The following is a 17,260-nucleotide window of genomic DNA, read 5'->3' as shown; positions in this document are numbered from 1 at the left end:
CGCGATTAAACATAAGAGAGGAAGTCTGGACTCGGGTGCGTCGATGCCAGAGCGGATGTTGCCCGAAGCGGCGCAGGCCCGGCTACTCGAGGCAGGTACGGGTGCCACCACGCAGGCGCCGCAGGATCGAGGCATCCATCACAGACACGACGAACAGCGCCAACTCCGCACGGACCGGATCATGGCGATCATTTGCCGTGAGTACCGCCGGACCTGGTCGTGCTCACCGCGGCGCAGCGGGCGAAAAGCAGCGACGACACGATCAGTACACAGTGGCCTGACCACGTCGAATACGGCCTGCCGAACTCGCCCACGGCAAGAAGGCTCGGCCACGCTTAAGGCGTCGGCATTGCGTCATGCTTTGCGAGGCGATCACCGCCGGCGCGATTCTGCGGTGCGGGTACTGCGATGCAGGCTTCGAGATGGCCAGCCCGACTTGCCCCACCGCACCAGCCGCGCCGGGCCGCCCGATCACAGACCCGTCGGCGTCTACTTGCCTCGTGCTGGTCGCGCCGGCACCGTGCAAGATCAACCCCTCTACGGGGTGCCGGCACGTCATCGATCAGTTACCAACGCCGGGCGACGTGATGTCCTGCACCAACTGCCGACCGACGCACCCGCTGCAAAACTGCGGGGTTTTATCGCCCTCAAATCGCCCCTACCCATGGTCAGCAAAAAGCCCAGGCCTGTGACCTGGGCTTTGCTCCCCCACGTGGGCTCGAACCAAGAACCCTGCGGGTTGCTGTAGTACGAGCCGAGAGCCCAATCTTCTTCACCGTCGATATTGTTGGACCAACTAAAGGTAGTCCAACAATAACGACCCCGGTTGGGCGGATTTTTGCTGCGCTAGTCCGCGTCGTGGATCGTGGTGGTGTAGGTGTCGATCGAACCGCCCGCGTCGTACTGCGTCAACACCACACCGTCTGTGGTGGGCGTGGCGAGGATCTCGTTGGCGTTGCCGCCGCCGATCTTCGTCGGGTAGCCGTTGAGGATCGCGTGGTCCGGGTCTTTGAGGTCGATGAGGTCGAACCCGCCGTGGGACTGGATGCCCTCGGAGGCGCCGGAGCAGAGCATCTTCTCGTAGGGCACGTACTGGCAGTCCTGGTAGCCGACGTAGTCCGAGGGGTTCTGCCAGGTGCCGACGAGCTTGCCCTTCAGGGTCCACTCATAGAAGGTCCGCGAGTCCCAGCTCTGGCCCACCAGGGTCTTCTTCACCGGGTCGTAGATGACGCCGCCGACGTGGTCGTAGCCGACCGTGAAGAGAGTCTCGACCTGGTAAGTCTTGATGTTGATCCGCAGGATGTCGGCCGAGCTGTGCGCCGAGTCGACCGCGAGCGGGACGTAGGCGTAGTCGCCATAGACCTCGAAGCCGCCGGCGTGGGTGCGGGCGCCGTCGACGAAGGCGATGTCCTTGATGAGGGTGCCGGCCTTGTCGAGGATGACGAGGTGACCGTCATTGGCAGTGTGGTCGTAGACCGAGATGTAGTAGCGGCCGTTGTAGTACTTGAAGCCCTCCTGCTCGTAGTCGACGCCGGCGGGCTGCCAGGTCTGCGGGATGGAGCCGGACTTGGTCCAGACGGTGTTCTGGTTGACCTGCTCGAAGGCTGCCACCAGCGGAGCGTCGCGGTGGTCGGCGCCCGGGGTCTTGACGTTGCCCTTCGGGGGCTGCGCGGCCGGGCCGGCCTGGATCTGGATCGGAGCCGGGTCGCTCAGGGTCGCGGCGAAAGCGGTGGTGGCGATGCCGGCCACGGCGAGGGCGGCGCCCGCGATCACAGCGAGGCGCGTGCGATTGCGGTGGCGCGAGCTCGAGCGCTCGGCAGTGGACCCGACGGGGAGGATTCTCATAGGTCGACGCTGTCGGAAGCGTCTGGCCGGATCGTAAAGATGGACGGACCGGATCGCGAACCTTGCCTAAACCTGGACCCACCGATTGATGAGTATCGATCAAGCAGCCGTCACCCAGCTCGAATTCCGCCAACGGCAGCGGTTGGGCAGCATGCGCAACGACAACCACTACGCCGCCCGACCTGCACAGAGGCGACATTTTCGGCAAACACACCGTTTGGGTCTAGGTGTACTTCTCAAGGCAAGGGCGATCTTTCTCGGCCGCCACTCGCTCAACCAACTCGCGCGCGCGGTTTCGGCGGCGCTGGACTCACTCTGCTTGCCAGGCCAGCTCGAGCACGTCTTCACACTTCTGCCGGCGGCCCTCCGCGGCGAGCTCGAGTTCGGGACCACGGCCCGGCCGACGTCTGTTCGCCGCCGCTGAACGCGCGCACTCGAGGCTAGCCGGGGCCGAGTGCCGGGCCGGCGGCGTACGTCGCTGTCAGCCGCGAGGCGCCAACCACTACCGGCCCGTCAACTGGCGGAGCGTCGTCACCGGACGCTCCGGCCGGAACGCGACTTTCACGGTCAGCCTCGACGGCGTACACGAGCCGGAGACCGCGGCGGCGCTCCCGCGCCATCCGTGCGGCCCATCGCAGCACCGTGATTGACGCCTCGGATCCCTCGACTCCGACAACCAGGTCGGTGGACAGGCTTGTCATTCTGCATCGCGCCTTGGGCCGGCCTTCCGCACGCTGACCGCCTCGATAACTGTGAAAGAGGGCCAGCCGGACCGCATACCGAGGACTTTCGTCAACGAGTACCGGCGGGCCGCTGCGGCGCGGTGGCCGCCGCTCCGGCAACCGCGTCTGCACGGGCTCGCCGCGAAGTCCGAGCCTCCGAGGACCCCACCGCTACCCGCCTACGAGCGGCCGGACGGATTTGCGGTATCGATGGTGAGCCCCGTGCGGTGCAGCTTGTGCCAGGGCAGCGGCGCACCGGCCAGTGCGGTCACCACCGACTGCACGACGACGAGGTACATCAGCTGCCGGTACACGAACTGCTGCAACGGCAACAGCAGCAGCGAACGCACGCGCTCACCGTCGAGCCGGAACGCGATCACCGCGGGAATCGCTTGCAACGCAAGGAAAATCAGCCAATACCCGCCGACAGTGAGCCAGTCGCTGGTCAGGATCCCGAAGAGCGCCGCGGCATCCACCAACGGCGCCAGTACCGGCAGCAGCACCTGGAACAGCAGCAGATACGGCAACCCGCGCCGGCCCAGCCGGCCGGCGGCGCCCCGTTCGAGCACGGCGCGGCGGTGCTTCCACACCGCCTGCAAAGTCCCGTAGCACCATCGGTACCGCTGCTTCCACAGTTGCCCGAGCGTGGCCGGCGCCTCGGTCCAGGCACGCGCCTCCTGCTCGTAGACGACGCGCCAGCCGTCGCGTTCCATGGCCATGGTCAGATCGGTGTCCTCGGCCAGCGTGTCGACGGGAATACCGCCGAGCCGCATCACCGCGGACCGGCGAAACGCGCCGATCGCCCCCGGAACAGTGGGCATGCACTCCAGCACGTCGTAGAGCCGGCGGTCCAGGTTGAACCCGATGACGTACTCGATGTGCTGCCACTGCCCGAGCAGGCTGCGACGATTGCCTACTTTCGCGTTGCCGGACACCGCCCCGACCCCGGGATCGGCGAAGTGCTGGACCAACGTGCGCACCGTGCCGGGTTCCAGCACCGTGTCGCCGTCGACGAGCACCACCAGCTCCGTGCGCGCCGCGGCGATCCCGGTGTTGAGCGCGGCCGCCTTCCCCGCGTTCGCCTGCCGGGTCAACCGGACGCGCCGGGATACGTACTTCTCGACCAGCTCGGCAGTGCCGTCGGTCGATCCATCGTCGACGACGATCACCGTGACACGGTGGTCGGAGGCGAGCACCGAACGGATCGTGGCTTCGATCCCGGCCCGCTCGTTGTAGGCGGGGATGATGACGGTCGCCGGTGCGGTGACGGGGCGGAGTTTCGTTCTTCGCCGCCGCCGGACGTGCACCGTGGTGGTGATCAGCATGACCACGGTGCGCAGCGCGGCGAGCACACTGGCGACGATCAGCAGCGCGACCAGCAAATCCGCGACGACGTTACTGGCCTGCACGGCCCCGATCAGCAGCCAGCCGGCCGCTATTTGGCCGAGACCTGCGGGGGCACCGGCCGAGGCGAGGCCAACCGCGTCGCTCACCGTACCCAGCCGCCACCCCTGTGCCTGCAACGCCGGGATCAGCCGATCCAGCGCCGCCACGGTCTGCGAACGGTCACCGCCCGCGTCGTGCATCAACAGGACGGTTCCCCGATCGTCCTTCGGGGTCGAGTTCGCGACGACCGCGGCGGCCCCGGGCCGTTGCCAGTCTTCGGAGTCGGTGTCGGAGAGCACGGCGAACTTGCCGGCGGCGCCGATCCGCTGGATCGAACGCCAGGCCGGGTCGTCGACCGACGCGGGGGTGGCGGAGTACGGCGGACGGACCAGCGCCGGGGACACCCCGGCCGCACCGGCCACAGCGAGATCGGTGAAGCGCAGCTCGAGCTGAGTGCGCAGGTCTCCCACCGTGCGGAGATCGACGTGCGTGGCCGTGTGGTTGCCGATGTCGTGGCCGTGGGCCGCGATGTCTCGCACCAGCCCCGGGTACTCGGCCGCGTGCGCGCCGGTGACGAAGAAGGTGGCCTTGACGTGGTAGCGGTCGAGGACAGCGAGAATCGCCGGAGTCCAGGTCGGGTCGGGCCCGTCGTCGAAGGTCAGGGCGAGTGTCTTGTCCGTGGGACGCCGCACGACGGGCGCGCCGTTGCGGGCATCGATCAGCGAGCCGCCGGTCCGCACGCTGTCGGGCACGCTCGCCGTGGTCGACTGGGGAGCGGTCTCGTCGCTGTGGAACCCACCCAGAACCACGGCGTGCAGCGCGAGCAGGCCGACGACGGCCGCCAGCACCGAGATCAACAGGAACCAGTGCGCGCGCGGAGCCGGGTCGGGTCTCCGGTGCCGGTGACGGCTGGTGGCCATCAGGGCCGCGGCTTCTTGGTGACATCGGACTTACCCGGGGGCGTTTCCGGGGCGCGGGAATTGCGGTGCTCGACGCCCGGAACCGGTTTCGAAGTCGTGGCAGGCGGCAGCGCGGCGGTCGTGGTCGTGGATTGCTCCTCGGCCTCGACCGGACCGCCGCCGTCGCTCGTCGGCGTGGTCGCACCGCCGGTTTCCGGTGCCGGGCGGCCGTCGGTCACCGTGCTCTGATCGGGTCGGTCCGAGGGCGTCGTCGCGACGTCGGTGGGCCGAGGACCGAGCGGCGTGATCGGTATCAGCAGCGGCGACGGAACGGGAGCACCGAGCAACGCGGCGACCAGAACCGCGACGTAGCCGATGGTGAGGACACCGCCGCCGAGTGCCACCCGCCGAAAGATCTTCCGCCGCCGTCCCGTGGCATCCACGAACACCGGCGGCTCCGCTGCCGTGTCGGCAGCATCGTCGTCCACGAGATCGACCGGGTCGCGCATGTTTCACTCCATCGGCGGGGACGCCACCTAAACACACCACGATCGGTGAGCGAAGCCCGATCCGCATTCACGCATTCGATGTCACACCACCGCTCACGACCAACCCGACCGCCATCTGAGACAGCGCGACTTCAGCGGCGGCCCGCCCACGCGGTGCGAGAAGCGCAGCGGAACGCCGCACGGACGTGTCCCCTCTGCCGGCATCGTCGAAGGGACCGGCGTCTTCGTGTCCGCGCATCCGGCGGGGCACCCGGGGCTGAACGAGACGAGTCGTTCGGCAACGACGGGTACGCGCCGTCCAATTCGGTGTCCATCGGCGCGACGACCTCACCCAGATGGCACATAACCCCAGCTCTACCATGGTAAATCAACGCACATTGATGTATTGTCCACGGATGGACACTGCTCGCCGGACTCCGGGTGCGCCGAGGTTCCTCCACCTCGCCGGGGAGCAGCTGCGCTGGGATCTGCTGCGGGCGCTGGCCCACAGCGACCACCGGGTCGGTGACCTGATCACCGCGGTGGGCCAGCCCCAAAGCCTGGTGTCCTACCACTTGCGCAAGCTGCGCTCTGGCGGCCTGGTCACCGGGCGTCGCAGCTCCGCCGATGGCCGCGACACCTACTACCGCCTCGACCTCGACCGATGCGCGGAACTGCTCGCCGATACCGGGCAGGGCCTGCACCCGGCCTTGGCACTCGTCCCGCCCACGCCGCCCGCCGCGGGATCGATGCGGGGCCGAGTGCTGTTCCTGTGCACCGGAAACAGTGCCCGCTCACAAATGGCCGAAGCGCTCCTGCGCCGGCGCGCGCCCCACGTCGAGATCGCGAGCGCGGGCAGCCACCCGAAACCGCTGCACCCCAACGCGATCGCGGTGATGCGCGAACAGGGCATTGACCTTTCCGGGCACCACAGCAAACACATCGACGAGTTCACCGGGCAACGTTTCGACTACGTCATCAGCCTCTGCGACAAGGTCCGAGAAGTGTGCCCTGAGTTCCCCGGCCATCCCGACCTCGTGCACTGGAGCATGCCCGACCCCTCCGCGGCAGGCGATACCCCCGAGGCCAGCTACCCCGCGTTCGCCCGCACGGCCGACGAACTGTCGACGCGGATCGGATTCCTGCTGCCGAACTTGACCCGCACCCACCTGACGGAGACACGACGATCATGACCGACGAGCACGCACACGTCCGCTATCTGGTCGACGACGTTCAAGCCGCCGTCGACTTCTACACCACCCACCTTGGGTTCACGCTGCTCTCGTCGGCGGTCCCGGCCTTCGCCGACGTCGTGCGCGGGCCGTTGCGGCTGCTGCTGTCCGGGCCGGCAAGTTCGGCCGGACGGGCCATGCCGGACGGAGCCGTCCCCGGGGCCGGGGGCTGGAACCGGATCCACCTCGTCGTCGACGACCTGGACATCGAGGTCACCCGGCTGCGCGAAGCCGGAGTCCGTTTGCGCAACGACATCGTCACCGGGCCCGGCGGACGGCAGATCCTGCTGATCGACCCCGCCGGCAACCTCGTCGAACTTTTCCAGCCACGCCGGTGATATTCGCCGAGCACAAGCCGATTCGGCGCACCAACCGTGACCGGGCACGAAAGGACAAACGGTGACGCCACCGACACCGCAGCTGGCGCGGCGACTGGGAACTCGAGACGCCGTGATCATCGGCCTCGGATCGATGATCGGCGCCGGAGTGTTCGCCGCCTTCGGTCCCGCCGCGAAAGTCGCCGGGACGGGGCTGCTGATCGGCCTGGCGATCGCGGCGATCCTCGCCTATTGCAACGCCACCGCCTCCGCCCAGCTCGCCGCGACCTACCCGACCTCGGGCGGAACCTACATCTACGGCCGCGAACAACTCGGGCACTGGTGGGGCTTCACCGCCGGCTGGGGATTCGTCGCCGGAAAAACCGCCTCATGCGCCGCAATGGCCCTGACCTTCGCGACCTACGCCGTCCCCGGTCCCTGGTGGGCGCAACGGCTCGTCGCCGTCGCGGGCGTGCTCGGCCTCGCCGCGCTCAACTACCGCGGCATCACCAGAACCGCCGCCCTCACCCGCGTCCTCGTCACCGCCACCCTGCTCGCGCTCGCCGCGATCGTCGTCGGCATCGCCGTCGGCGGGCACGCCAGCACCACCAACCTCGGCGGCTGGCAGGCACTGGGTACGGGCGGTGTCTACGGGACACTGCAAGCCGCCGGGTTGCTGTTCTTCGCCTTCGCCGGCTACGCCCGGATCGCCACCATGAGCGAAGAGGTCCGCGACCCGCGGCGCACCATTCCCCGGGCCATCCCGATCGCCCTGGGCATCACCGTGGTCATCTACGTCCTCATCGGGGGTTCCGCGCTACTCGCCGCCGGTCCCGACCGGCTGGCCGCCGCCGCAGCCCCCCTGACCGAGGCCGTCACCGACGCCGGCGCCCCCGGGCTTGCCCCGGTCGTACGGATCGGTGGAGCGCTGGCCAGCCTCGGCGCGCTACTGGCGCTGATCGCCGGCATCGGCCGGACCAGTCTCGCGATGGCGCGCAACCACGACCTGCCCCGCTGGCTGGCCGCAGTCCATCCCCGCTACCAGGTGCCCCACCACGCCGAAACCGCGCTCGCCGTCATCGTCAGCGTCCTCGTGCTCACCACCGACCTGCGCTCCGTGATCGGGTTCTCCTCGTTCGGCGTCCTGGTCTACTACTTGATCGCCAACCTCTCGGCCGCGAGCCAACCAGCCGAGCACCGTCGCTGGCCTCGCGCACTCAACATCGTCGGAGCCGCCGGGTGCGTTGTGCTCGTCGCGACCCTGCCCCCGCCGTCCGTCATCACCGGCGTGGTGATGTTCGCCCTGGGGCTTGCCGGCCGTTGGTCCGTGCGGCGTGTACGCAAGCGACCCGCATCGTCAGCCGGGTAGCTCCTCAAGTCGCCGGCGACAGGCACGGACCTCAGGCAAGCCGCCGGGGGATTCATTGGATCTGCCTCGGACGACACAGTCTGCGAAGGGCAGCACAAGCCGGCGGCCCCGCTCGGAGCGCGCTCCCCGGCGTCGTTCGGCTGCCTGGACCCAACCGCCCTACCCCGCTTGGACTCGAACCAAGAACCCTCCCCAGATCCGGAGTTGAGCCCGCGCCGAGACCGCAGGTGCGGCGACCACGGCACCAGCTTCACCCGCTCCCCCGGATACAACGCCACCCGGGACCGCAGCCAGCGCTCCTCCAGCGCGTCCAGGATCTGGTTCACCATCGCCGGGCTCACGTGGTGGCGCTGACCGGTCGGCGCGGCATATCGGGCGAGGTGAGCTCTCCAGGAGCGGCCCGGACTACCCCGCAGCAAGAAGCTGCGTCGATTCGAGCTGACTGCCACAATCGCGGAGATGACCCATGAGGACGCGCCGGCACCGAGCCGCGCCCGGCGGGTCCCGCTGTTCGCCGGGATCCTGCCGATCCGGCGGCGTGCCCTGGGTTCCGACGCGCTGGCCGGTGTCACCCTGGCCGCGCTGGCCGTCCCCGAGGTGCTCGGTTACGCCAAGATCGCCGGGATGCCGCCGGTCACCGGCCTGTACACGATGCTCGCGCCGGTTGTGCTGTTCGCGTTGTTCGGCGCGTCCCGGCACCTGGTGGTCGGCGCGGACTCGGCGACCGCGGCGATCCTCGCGGCCGGTCTGGCCACCTTGGCCGCCCCCGCCTCTGCCGCCTACGTCCGGCTCGCCGGGACGGCCGCGTTGCTGGTCGGCGCGATGCTGCTGCTGGCCCGGCTGATCCGGCTCGGCTTCCTGGCCAACTTCCTGTCGCGCACGGTCCTGGTCGGCTTTCTGACCGGCGTCGGCATCCAGGTCGCGGCGGGCCAACTGCCCGACATGCTCGGCGTGCACGCCGGCGACAGCCAGACCGTGCCGAAGCTGATCAACCTCGTCCGCGCGCTCGGCCACACCGACACCGCGACCGCATTGGTGTCCGCTGCGGTGGTCGTCGTGGTCGTCGGCGTCCGCCTCGTGGCGAAGAAAGTGCCGGGCGGGTTGATCGCCGTCATCGGCGCGATCGTGGTCAGCAAGCTCGTCGACCTGTCCGCGCACGGGGTCGCCGTGCTGGGCTCGGTTCCGCAGGGCATCCCACACTTCGCGCTGCCCACCTTCGACCTGCACGATATGTCCACGTTGCTCGGCACCGCGGTGTCGATGTTCGTGGTGATCCTCGCCCAGAGTTCCGCGACCTCGCGCGCCTACGCCATCCGCTACGAGGAAACCGTCGACGAAGACGCCGACCTGGTCGGCCTCGGCACTGCGAACGTGGCCGTGGCGTTCACCGGCACCTTCGTCGTCAACGGCAGCCCCACCAAGACGCAGATCGTGGACACCGCGGGCGGCCGCAGCCAGATCGCTCCCCTGGCCGCCGGGGTGATCGCCGTGGTGGTGCTCGTTTTTCTGACCGGTCCGCTGGGCGCGCTGCCGCTGGCGGCGCTGGCAACCGTGGTGTTCCTGATCGGCGTCGACCTGATCGACATCGCCGGGATGCGCCGCATCTTCCAGGTTCGACGCGCGGAATTCGTGGTGGCTTCGCTGACCGCGGCCGCCGTGGTCTTCACCGGCGTCGAACAGGGCGTCGTGCTGGCCATCATCGTGTCCGTCGTCGATCACCTGCGGCACAGCTACCGTCCGCACAGCGGCGTTCTGGTCAAATCACCGGCAGGCCACTGGCAACCCGAAGCTGTCACGCCCGGCCGCCGCACGACCGAAGGCATGATCGTCTACCGCTTCGGCAGCAGCCTGTATTTCGCCAACGCCATGCGGTTGAGCACCGACGTGACCACCCTGCTCGCCGACGGCCGCACCGTGACCTGGTTCTGTCTCGACTGCGCTGCCGTCGGCGACGTCGACTACACCTCGGCCGGCGTCCTGTCCACGGTCGCCAAACGCCTGGGCACGCACGGCACCCGCCTCGTGCTCTCCGGCGTCCTGCCCGAAGTCCGCGCGCAACTGGACCGGTACGGACTGACCCGAACGATCGGCGTCGACAGCTACTTCGACACCGCGGGCGCCGCTCTGGACGCGTTCGACAATCGAAAGGCCTGACACATGACCACCGTGACCTGGCTCGACGAGCCCCAACACCACGACTACCCGGCTGCCGCCTCCTATCTCACCCTGATCGCAGGCACCGACCTCGTCGACCGCCTCATCGAAGAGCTGCGCGACGCCCGCAACGCGGCCTTCTTCAAGGCCAAGGACATCCTGCGCGCCGCGGGCCTGGCACTGCTACCGGCCGACGACCCGCACGTGAGTTCCGATCTGCGCAAAATCCATGACCACAAGGATCTCTCGCCGATCCTGCTGGTGCGCGGCGACCTGCGCCTCGGTATCACCTTGGAGATCGCTGACGGCTATCACCGGGTGTGCGCGAGCTACCACACCGACGAGAACACCGACATCCCCTGCCGAATAGCGTCGGCCGCCTGACCGCGATTCGCGAATCACGAGGCGAGTGATCATGGCCGGGTTGCCACGTTCACCATTTCCTGACTTCGGCAGCGCCGGCGCGCATCGCACACGATCCTCGGCTCGACGACCGGAAAAACGAAGCCACGCAAGGGTTTCTCGCCCGGGTAACCGTGATCGCCCGGGGGTCAGCCCGGGCCAGCACGTCCCGGCGGCGTACAACCAGGGGACCTACACACCGGGACGGACCGCGCGGACCTACGACGCGCTCGTGCGCCGGTGCGGCGAACTGCTCGAACTCGGCGAGACCGTCATCCTCGACGCGTCCTGGGCTTCGGCCGACCAGCGGACCGAGATCGCCGAGGAAGCGGCCCGCACCGGCAGCCGCCTCATCGCTCTTCACTGCGTCGCGCCCACGGTGGTTCGCAAGCACCGCAACCTGGCCGTCGCGATCCAGGACGCCTCAAGGCAGCATCTCAGGGACCCTGCCTACCGAACGGAGCTGGCAGCGTGGAGCGGACGCCGCGCCGCGCCCGACGGTGTCCCCTCGCGCAGCACACCACCCCCCGACGACACCCCGGGCGCACTCCCGTCGCGCCACTTCGCGGATCCCGACCTCGCCGAGGCGCCGGCCAGCGGCGAGGACGACGAGACGCTCCTGCCCGTCCTGGCCACCGCATCCGACGACCGCATGTCACGGCTGCGTGCCGGCGAGGCGACGAGTGCCGTGCTGCTGGCCGCGACCTCGACGACGTGCTGACCCCGCTCGATGTCGCCGACCTGCCGGACGGCGCCGGCTACCCATGGCGCTGACCGACCGAGACGGAGGACAACATGCCTTACTGGCACTACGGCACCGGAGGAGGCTGGCTCGGCCCCCTACTCGTGGTGATCGTGCTGCTCGTCCTGCTGGCGGCCACCGGAGTGATCACGGCACGGCTCGTCGGGCGCGGTACCCAGCACAAGGCGGACGACGACAGCGCCGTGGACATCCTGCGCGAGCGCTTCGCTCGGGGCGAAATCGACCAGGACGAATACGAGCGGCGTCGCGCCGCGCTCAAGCGCTGAGCCGGCCGGGATCGACGAAGGCCACCGTGAGCTGCCGTTCCGGGCCCTCACGATCGTCTCATTCGCGATCGTCGCTGGGCCGGCGCCGTCGTGGGAGGAGTTCGTCGCCGCGGTGACCGCGCAGCTGCGCCGGGTGCCGTGCTTCCGGCACAAGGTCCGCAGCGTGCGCGTCCTCGTCGGGGCTCACGGAACCGCCTTCCTTTACGGACCGTCAAGACGCGCTTGAGTCCGGAAGCCCTTGGAGTTCCACGCTGGGTGAGGTGTTACTGAAGTTTGGTTCCGTCCGGTATCCGGGACTTGGCGGGATCGGTGAACTCGGAACGAGCGACGAATGAGAAGTCGGTTCACCTTCGTGTGAGGGGTCGAAATCGGGCCGGAACAGGTGTAGGCAGGAGTCGCGGTGGGTCGTGGAGGTGTCGGATGGACACTGGTGGGCTGCCGGGGCGGCGTTCGTCCGCGCAGGTTGCCGTACTGAGCGAGACCGCGCGCACGCGCGTCTGCCGGGTGTCCCTCGGGAAGCGGACCGTGGTGTGCAAGCAGCCGCTGGGCCCGGACGCGTCCAAGCGGCTGCGGCACGAGCGCGCGATGCTGGAACGGCTGCGCGGGGTTTCGAATGTCGCGCAGCTGCTGGACTCGCCACGCTATGCGGGGTCGATCGTGCTGGCGGACGCCGGCGGCCGAAGCCTGGCCGGACGGGCGGAGCCACTTCCCGTCGACGTCCTGCTCGGAGTCGGGCTCGGGGTGGCCCGAGCCGTGGCGGCGATGCACCGGCGCGGGATTTTGCACCGCGACATCAACCCCGCGAACATCGTGCTCTCCCCGGACGGCACCGCGTGCTTGCTCGACTTCGCGCTGGCCTCCTCCCTCACCGACCCCGCTCCCCCCTCCCCCGGCCGCAGCGCCATCGTCGGGACACTGGCCTACCTCGCGCCCGAGCAAACCAGGCGGACCGGCCGTCCGGTGGATCAACGCAGCGACCTCTACGCCGTGGGCGCCACGCTCTACGAGCTGGCGACGGGCGCGCCGCCGTTCGGCTCCGGGGACCCGCTGCGCCTGGTCCACGACCACCTGGCCCGGGTGCCGGCACCCCCGGTCGAGGTGAACCCGGCCCTGCCGGCCCCGCTGTCCGCGATCATCCTGCACCTGCTGGAAAAGGAGCCGGACAACCGCTACCAGACCGCGGAGGGAGTCATCCACGACCTGGAACGGTTACGCGATGCCCAGGCCGGGCGCGACAAGGAACCGATGCGGATCGGGCACCACGACTTCCCGCGCTGGCCCGTCGCCCCGGCACGGCTGGTGGGGCGCGACACCGAGGTGGCCGCGTTGCAGGCGGCGTTCGAGGATGCGCTGGCGGGCCGTTGCCCAGGCGTACTGATCAGCGGCGCGGCCGGAGTCGGCAAAACGGCCCTGGTCAACGAGCTACGGCCGACGGTCACCAGCCGGGGCGGCTGGTTCCTGGCCGGCAAGTTCGACCAATACCGGCGCGACCTGGAATTCGACGGGGTTTTCCAGGCGTTCCGCTCGCTGGGCCAGCTGCTGCTGGCCCAGCCGGAGAGCGAGCTGACCCAACTCCGGCAACGGATCACCGACGCGGTCGGCCCGAACGCGGGCCTCGCTACCGCGGTGGTGCCGGAGTTCGCCGCCCTGCTCGACGTGCCGCCCGATCCCGGCGACCCGCTCACCGCGCAATCGCGGGCACAGCACAACAGCGTTCAGATCCTGCGCGCGGTCGCCTCGCCGGAACGACCGGTGGTGCTGTTCCTCGACGACCTGCACTGGGCCGGCCGCGGCCCGCTCGGATTCGTCGACCTCCTACTCGACGACGACGCGATACCCGGTCTGTTGCTGGTGGGCGTGCACCGGGACGACGGGGACTCGGCACAGCCACCGACGCTGTCGCGATCACGCGACCGGGCCGGCGTGCCGTACCTGCGGCTGGAGAACCTGCCCACCCCAGGCCTGATCACCCTGGTCGGTGACATGCTGCACGCCGACGCAGCGGCGGCGGCGGGCCTGGTCGAGGTGATCGCGCCACGCACGTCCGGCAACCCCTACGAAACCGTGCAGCTGCTCACCGCACTGGCTCGCCACGGCGTCCTCACCGCGACCTCCGCGGGATGGCAGTGGGACCCCGCGGCGGTGCGCGCCCACCTGGGCCCGGCGGAGGGCGGCGACCTGCTGACGTTGCGGATCCAAGCCCTGCCGCCGCCGTCGCGGCAGCTGGTAGAGGCGATGGCCTGCGTGGGTGGGCGGGTCGAGACGGAGGTGCTGCAGACCGCCGCCGGCGAGCCGGCGGACGTGGTGGCACAGCACCTGATCCCGCCGACCGACGAGGGTCTCCTCGTGCTGGAGCGAGGTGCCGTGCGGTTCCACCACGACCGCATCCGCGAGGCCATCCTGCGTGGGCTCAGCCCCCAGCGGCGAAGCGCGTTGCAACTGGCCATGGCACGACGGCTGGCCGGAGCGCCTGACCTGTTCGCGGTCGCCGCCGAGCAGTACCTGCCGGTGCTCGACGCGGTCGAGGACCTCGTGGAGCGGCGAGAGGTGACCGACCTGCTCCAGCGCGCGGCCGGCCAGGCCACGCTGATCGGCAATCACGCGCTGGTGAACGCGCTCCTGCTGGCCGCGTTGCGGGTGGTCGACCCCGCGGAGACCGCCGTGGCGCTCGAGCTGCGCACGACCCGGCTGGGGGCGCTGTTCAGCCTGGGCCGCCTGGTGGAGGTCGACGAGGAGTACCGGGAGATCGAGCAGCTCTGCCCGAGCACACCGGACCGCCCGGGCGCGACCGCGATTCACGTGCGCAGCCTCAGCTATCAGGCCCGGTTCGGGGAGGCGATCAGCCTGAGCCTGCAGTCGCTGCGAGAGTGCGGGCTCGACGTCCCGTCGGCGGAGCGGCTCCCCGCCGAACTCGACCGGAGGTTCGCCCTCCTGCACCACTGGCTGGATCACAGCGACCCCGCCGACGACCTGGCCCGGCCGGACCTCACCGACTCCGTGCTCCTGGCTGCGACCGACGTGCTCGATGCGGCGTTCCTGGCGGCCTACTTCGCCGCCGATTTCACCTGGGTCGCGTGGCTCGGGCTGGAAGGCTTGCGGATCTGGATCGAGCACGGCCCCGGCCCCACCTTGCTCGGGCCCGCCGGCGCCGCCGCCTACTGCGCCGTGTCGCAGCGCGGCGACTACGTCGGCGGATACCGGGCGTCACGGCGTCTACTGGCGTGGGCCGAGGCTCGCGGCGCCGAGCCCGGCATGTCGCGGGCGCGCCACAGGTCCGCCCTCTTCAGTTGCTGGCTGGAGCCGATCGAGAACGGAGTCCACGAGGCTCAGTGGGCCCGGGAGGGGCTGATCGCCGGGGGCGACCTGGCGAACGCCGGCTACACCTACCTGTTGACAGTGCGGTCCCTGGCGGACTGCGCCCCCTCACTGGAAAGCCTCGTCAACGAGGTCGACAGTGGACTGAACTTCGTGCACCGGACCGGCAACGAGCAGACCGGACAGGTGCTCGAGACATACCGGTGGCTGGCCGACGTGCTCCGCGGCGACAGTCCTGCCGACCCGATCACCCTCGACCGGTTCACCGACAACCCACTCGCGCTTCTCCACGCGTATCTCGCCCGCGCGATCGCCGCCGCCGTCTCGGGGGATCTGGCCGGGTTGGCCCGAGAGAGTGCGGCGGGAATGCGGCTGCTCCCGGTTGCCGCCGGCTTCTACCCCACCGCCGTGGTCCGCGCGCTGCACGGGCTGGCTCTCGCCGAGCGGGCCCGCTCGGCCGACGGCGACGAACGCGCCGCGCTGCTGTCCGAACTGGACGAGGTGACGAGCTGGCTGGCCGCCCGGGCCTCGGACGCCCCGGACAACTTCCTGCACCTGGTGCGGTGGCTGGAGGCCGAGCGGGCCTGGGCAGCGGGTGATGTGCACGCCGCAGAGCTGGCATTCGACACGGCCCGCAGCGAGGTCTCCCGCCGCGCCCGGCCCTGGCACCGGGCGTTGATCACCGAGCGCGCCGCGCGCTTCCACCTGGCCCGCGGCCTGGACCACGCCGGCCGCGAACTGCTCGCCCAGGCCCGCCGGCACTACGCCGCCTGGGGCGCGAGCGCCAAGGTCACCCAACTCGACTGGGCCTACCCCACCCTGCGACGACACTTCGAGGCGAGCCTCGGGTTCGCCGTGGACCAGCCCGGTGAGCTGCTGAATCAACCCGGCACCATCACCACGGGCACCCTCGACCTGCTCGGCATTCTCTCCGCGTCCCAAGCACTGAGTTCCGAGACCAGCATCGAGCGCCTGCACGCGCGCGTCGTCGAGGTGCTCAGCACGATGACCGGGGCCACCGGCGTCCGCCTGCTGCTGTGGAGCGACGAGCAGCAGGACTGGCTGCTACCCGAACCCACGAGGACGGTCACCGAGCAGGAATTCACGGCGCCGAGGTCGGTGCTGCGCTACCTCCGCCGGACCGAGGCACCGCTCGTGGTCGACGACGTCACCCACGACGAACGCTTCGCCCACGACCCGTGCTTCACCGACCTCCAAGGCTGCTCGCTACTCGCCGTACCCATCCTCAGCCGTGGCACCCTACGAGCCGCGCTGCTGCTGGAAAACCGCCTGATCCGCGGCGCGTTCACCACCAACCGGCTCGACGCCGTCAAACTCATCGCCGGCCAACTCGCCGTCTCCCTCGACAACGCCCACTTGTACACCCAGCTCACCGCCTCACGAGCCCGCATCGTCACCGCCGCTGACCAAGCACGCCGACGCATCGAACGCGACCTGCACGACGGTGCCCAGCAACGCCTGGTCGCCCTCGCCCTGCGGCTGCGCGCGATCCAAGCCGAAATGCCACCGGAAATCTGCCACCTCACCACCGAACTCGACACCCTCGCCACAGAAACCACCGGCGTGCTCGACGAGCTACGCGAAATCGCCCACGGCCTCCACCCCGGCATGCTGGCCATCGGCGGACTCGCGCCGGCCGTACGCGCGCTGGCCCGGCGCTCGCCGATCCCGGTCGAACTCGACCTGCACCCGCTGCCACCCCTACCCGAACCCATCGAGGTCAGCGCCTACTTCATCATCGCCGAAGCCCTGACCAACACCGCCAAACACGCACACGCAACCTCAGTCACCGTCACCATCAACCCCGACCACCCCAACGGCGTCCTGCACATCGCAGTCCGCGACGACGGTGTCGGCGGCGCCCACTTCACCCAAGGCACCGGGCTACTCGGCCTCAAAGACCGCGCCGAAGCCATCGGCGGCCGACTCCACCTCCAAAGCCCACCCGGCGCTGGCACCAGCCTGCACCTGGAGCTTCCCCTCTCGGGACCGCACCAGTGATCACCCCGACCGACCGGCCCGCCACACATGGATCCGCCAAGTACCGCGAGGCCGAGCGGTGCGGCGTTTCGCTAGCCAGG

At 69.7% G+C, this 17,260-nt stretch carries 10 protein-coding genes and 1 pseudogene; 8 read left to right on the top strand and 3 right to left on the bottom strand.

Annotation, left to right across the window (positions count from 1 at the left end):
* Positions 1-846 precede the first annotated feature (846 nt).
* The 3 genes from QRX50_RS28735 to QRX50_RS28725 all read right to left on the bottom strand — a co-directional run bounded on the left by QRX50_RS28735 (position 847) and on the right by QRX50_RS28725 (position 5,361).
* Positions 847-1,845, bottom strand: a complete 999-nt coding sequence (locus QRX50_RS28735) for a DUF6454 family protein (protein ID WP_285966263.1) — start codon at positions 1,843-1,845, stop codon at positions 847-849.
* Between the two features lie 901 nt (positions 1,846-2,746).
* On the bottom strand, positions 2,747-4,873 hold the full coding sequence (locus QRX50_RS28730; protein WP_285966262.1) for a bifunctional polysaccharide deacetylase/glycosyltransferase family 2 protein: 2,127 nt from the start codon (positions 4,871-4,873) through the stop codon (positions 2,747-2,749).
* The gene (locus QRX50_RS28725) at positions 4,873-5,361 is read right to left on the bottom strand and encodes a hypothetical protein (RefSeq protein WP_285966261.1); all 489 of its coding nucleotides are present in this window, start codon (positions 5,359-5,361) and stop codon (positions 4,873-4,875) included. Before QRX50_RS28725 ends, QRX50_RS28730 begins: the two co-directional genes overlap by 1 nt.
* A 395-nt stretch (positions 5,362-5,756) precedes the next feature.
* Between QRX50_RS28725 and QRX50_RS28720 the strand changes: the two genes are divergently transcribed.
* From QRX50_RS28720 to QRX50_RS28685, 8 genes and pseudogenes are all read left to right on the top strand, one after another.
* Complete coding sequence (locus QRX50_RS28720; RefSeq protein ID WP_285966260.1) at positions 5,757-6,533, top strand: arsenate reductase/protein-tyrosine-phosphatase family protein; 777 nt, start codon at positions 5,757-5,759, stop codon at positions 6,531-6,533.
* Positions 6,530-6,910 carry a VOC family protein gene (locus QRX50_RS28715; RefSeq protein WP_285966259.1) on the top strand — a complete coding sequence of 127 codons (381 nt, stop codon included), beginning with the start codon at positions 6,530-6,532 and terminating at the stop codon, positions 6,908-6,910. Before QRX50_RS28720 ends, QRX50_RS28715 begins: the two co-directional genes overlap by 4 nt.
* A gap of 133 nt (positions 6,911-7,043) precedes the next feature.
* On the top strand, positions 7,044-8,258 hold the full coding sequence (locus tag QRX50_RS28710; protein ID WP_285974591.1) for an APC family permease: 1,215 nt from the start codon (positions 7,044-7,046) through the stop codon (positions 8,256-8,258).
* Positions 8,259-8,717: 459 nt separating this feature from the next.
* On the top strand, positions 8,718-10,412 hold the full coding sequence (locus QRX50_RS28705) for a SulP family inorganic anion transporter (RefSeq protein ID WP_285966258.1): 1,695 nt from the start codon (positions 8,718-8,720) through the stop codon (positions 10,410-10,412).
* A 3-nt stretch (positions 10,413-10,415) separates the two neighbouring features.
* Positions 10,416-10,796, top strand: coding sequence for a hypothetical protein (locus QRX50_RS28700; protein WP_285966257.1), 381 nt, complete (start codon positions 10,416-10,418; stop codon positions 10,794-10,796).
* A gap of 31 nt (positions 10,797-10,827) precedes the next feature.
* Positions 10,828-11,523, top strand: a pseudogene (locus QRX50_RS49770) (P-loop nucleotide/nucleoside kinase family protein); the annotation flags it as partial.
* 86 nt (positions 11,524-11,609) lie between these two features.
* The gene (locus tag QRX50_RS28690; protein WP_285966256.1) at positions 11,610-11,843 is read left to right on the top strand and encodes an SHOCT domain-containing protein; all 234 of its coding nucleotides are present in this window, start codon (positions 11,610-11,612) and stop codon (positions 11,841-11,843) included.
* Positions 11,844-12,263: 420 nt separating this feature from the next.
* Positions 12,264-17,180, top strand: a complete 4,917-nt coding sequence (locus QRX50_RS28685; RefSeq protein ID WP_285966255.1) for an AAA family ATPase — start codon at positions 12,264-12,266, stop codon at positions 17,178-17,180.
* Positions 17,181-17,260: the final 80 nt, after the last annotated feature.

This window comes from Amycolatopsis sp. 2-15, assembly GCF_030285625.1.
In the GTDB taxonomy this organism is placed as follows: Bacteria; Actinomycetota; Actinomycetes; order Mycobacteriales; family Pseudonocardiaceae; genus Amycolatopsis; species Amycolatopsis carbonis.
The sequence above is the reverse complement of the archived record's forward strand: the minus strand, read 5'-3'. Positions and strand labels throughout refer to the sequence as shown.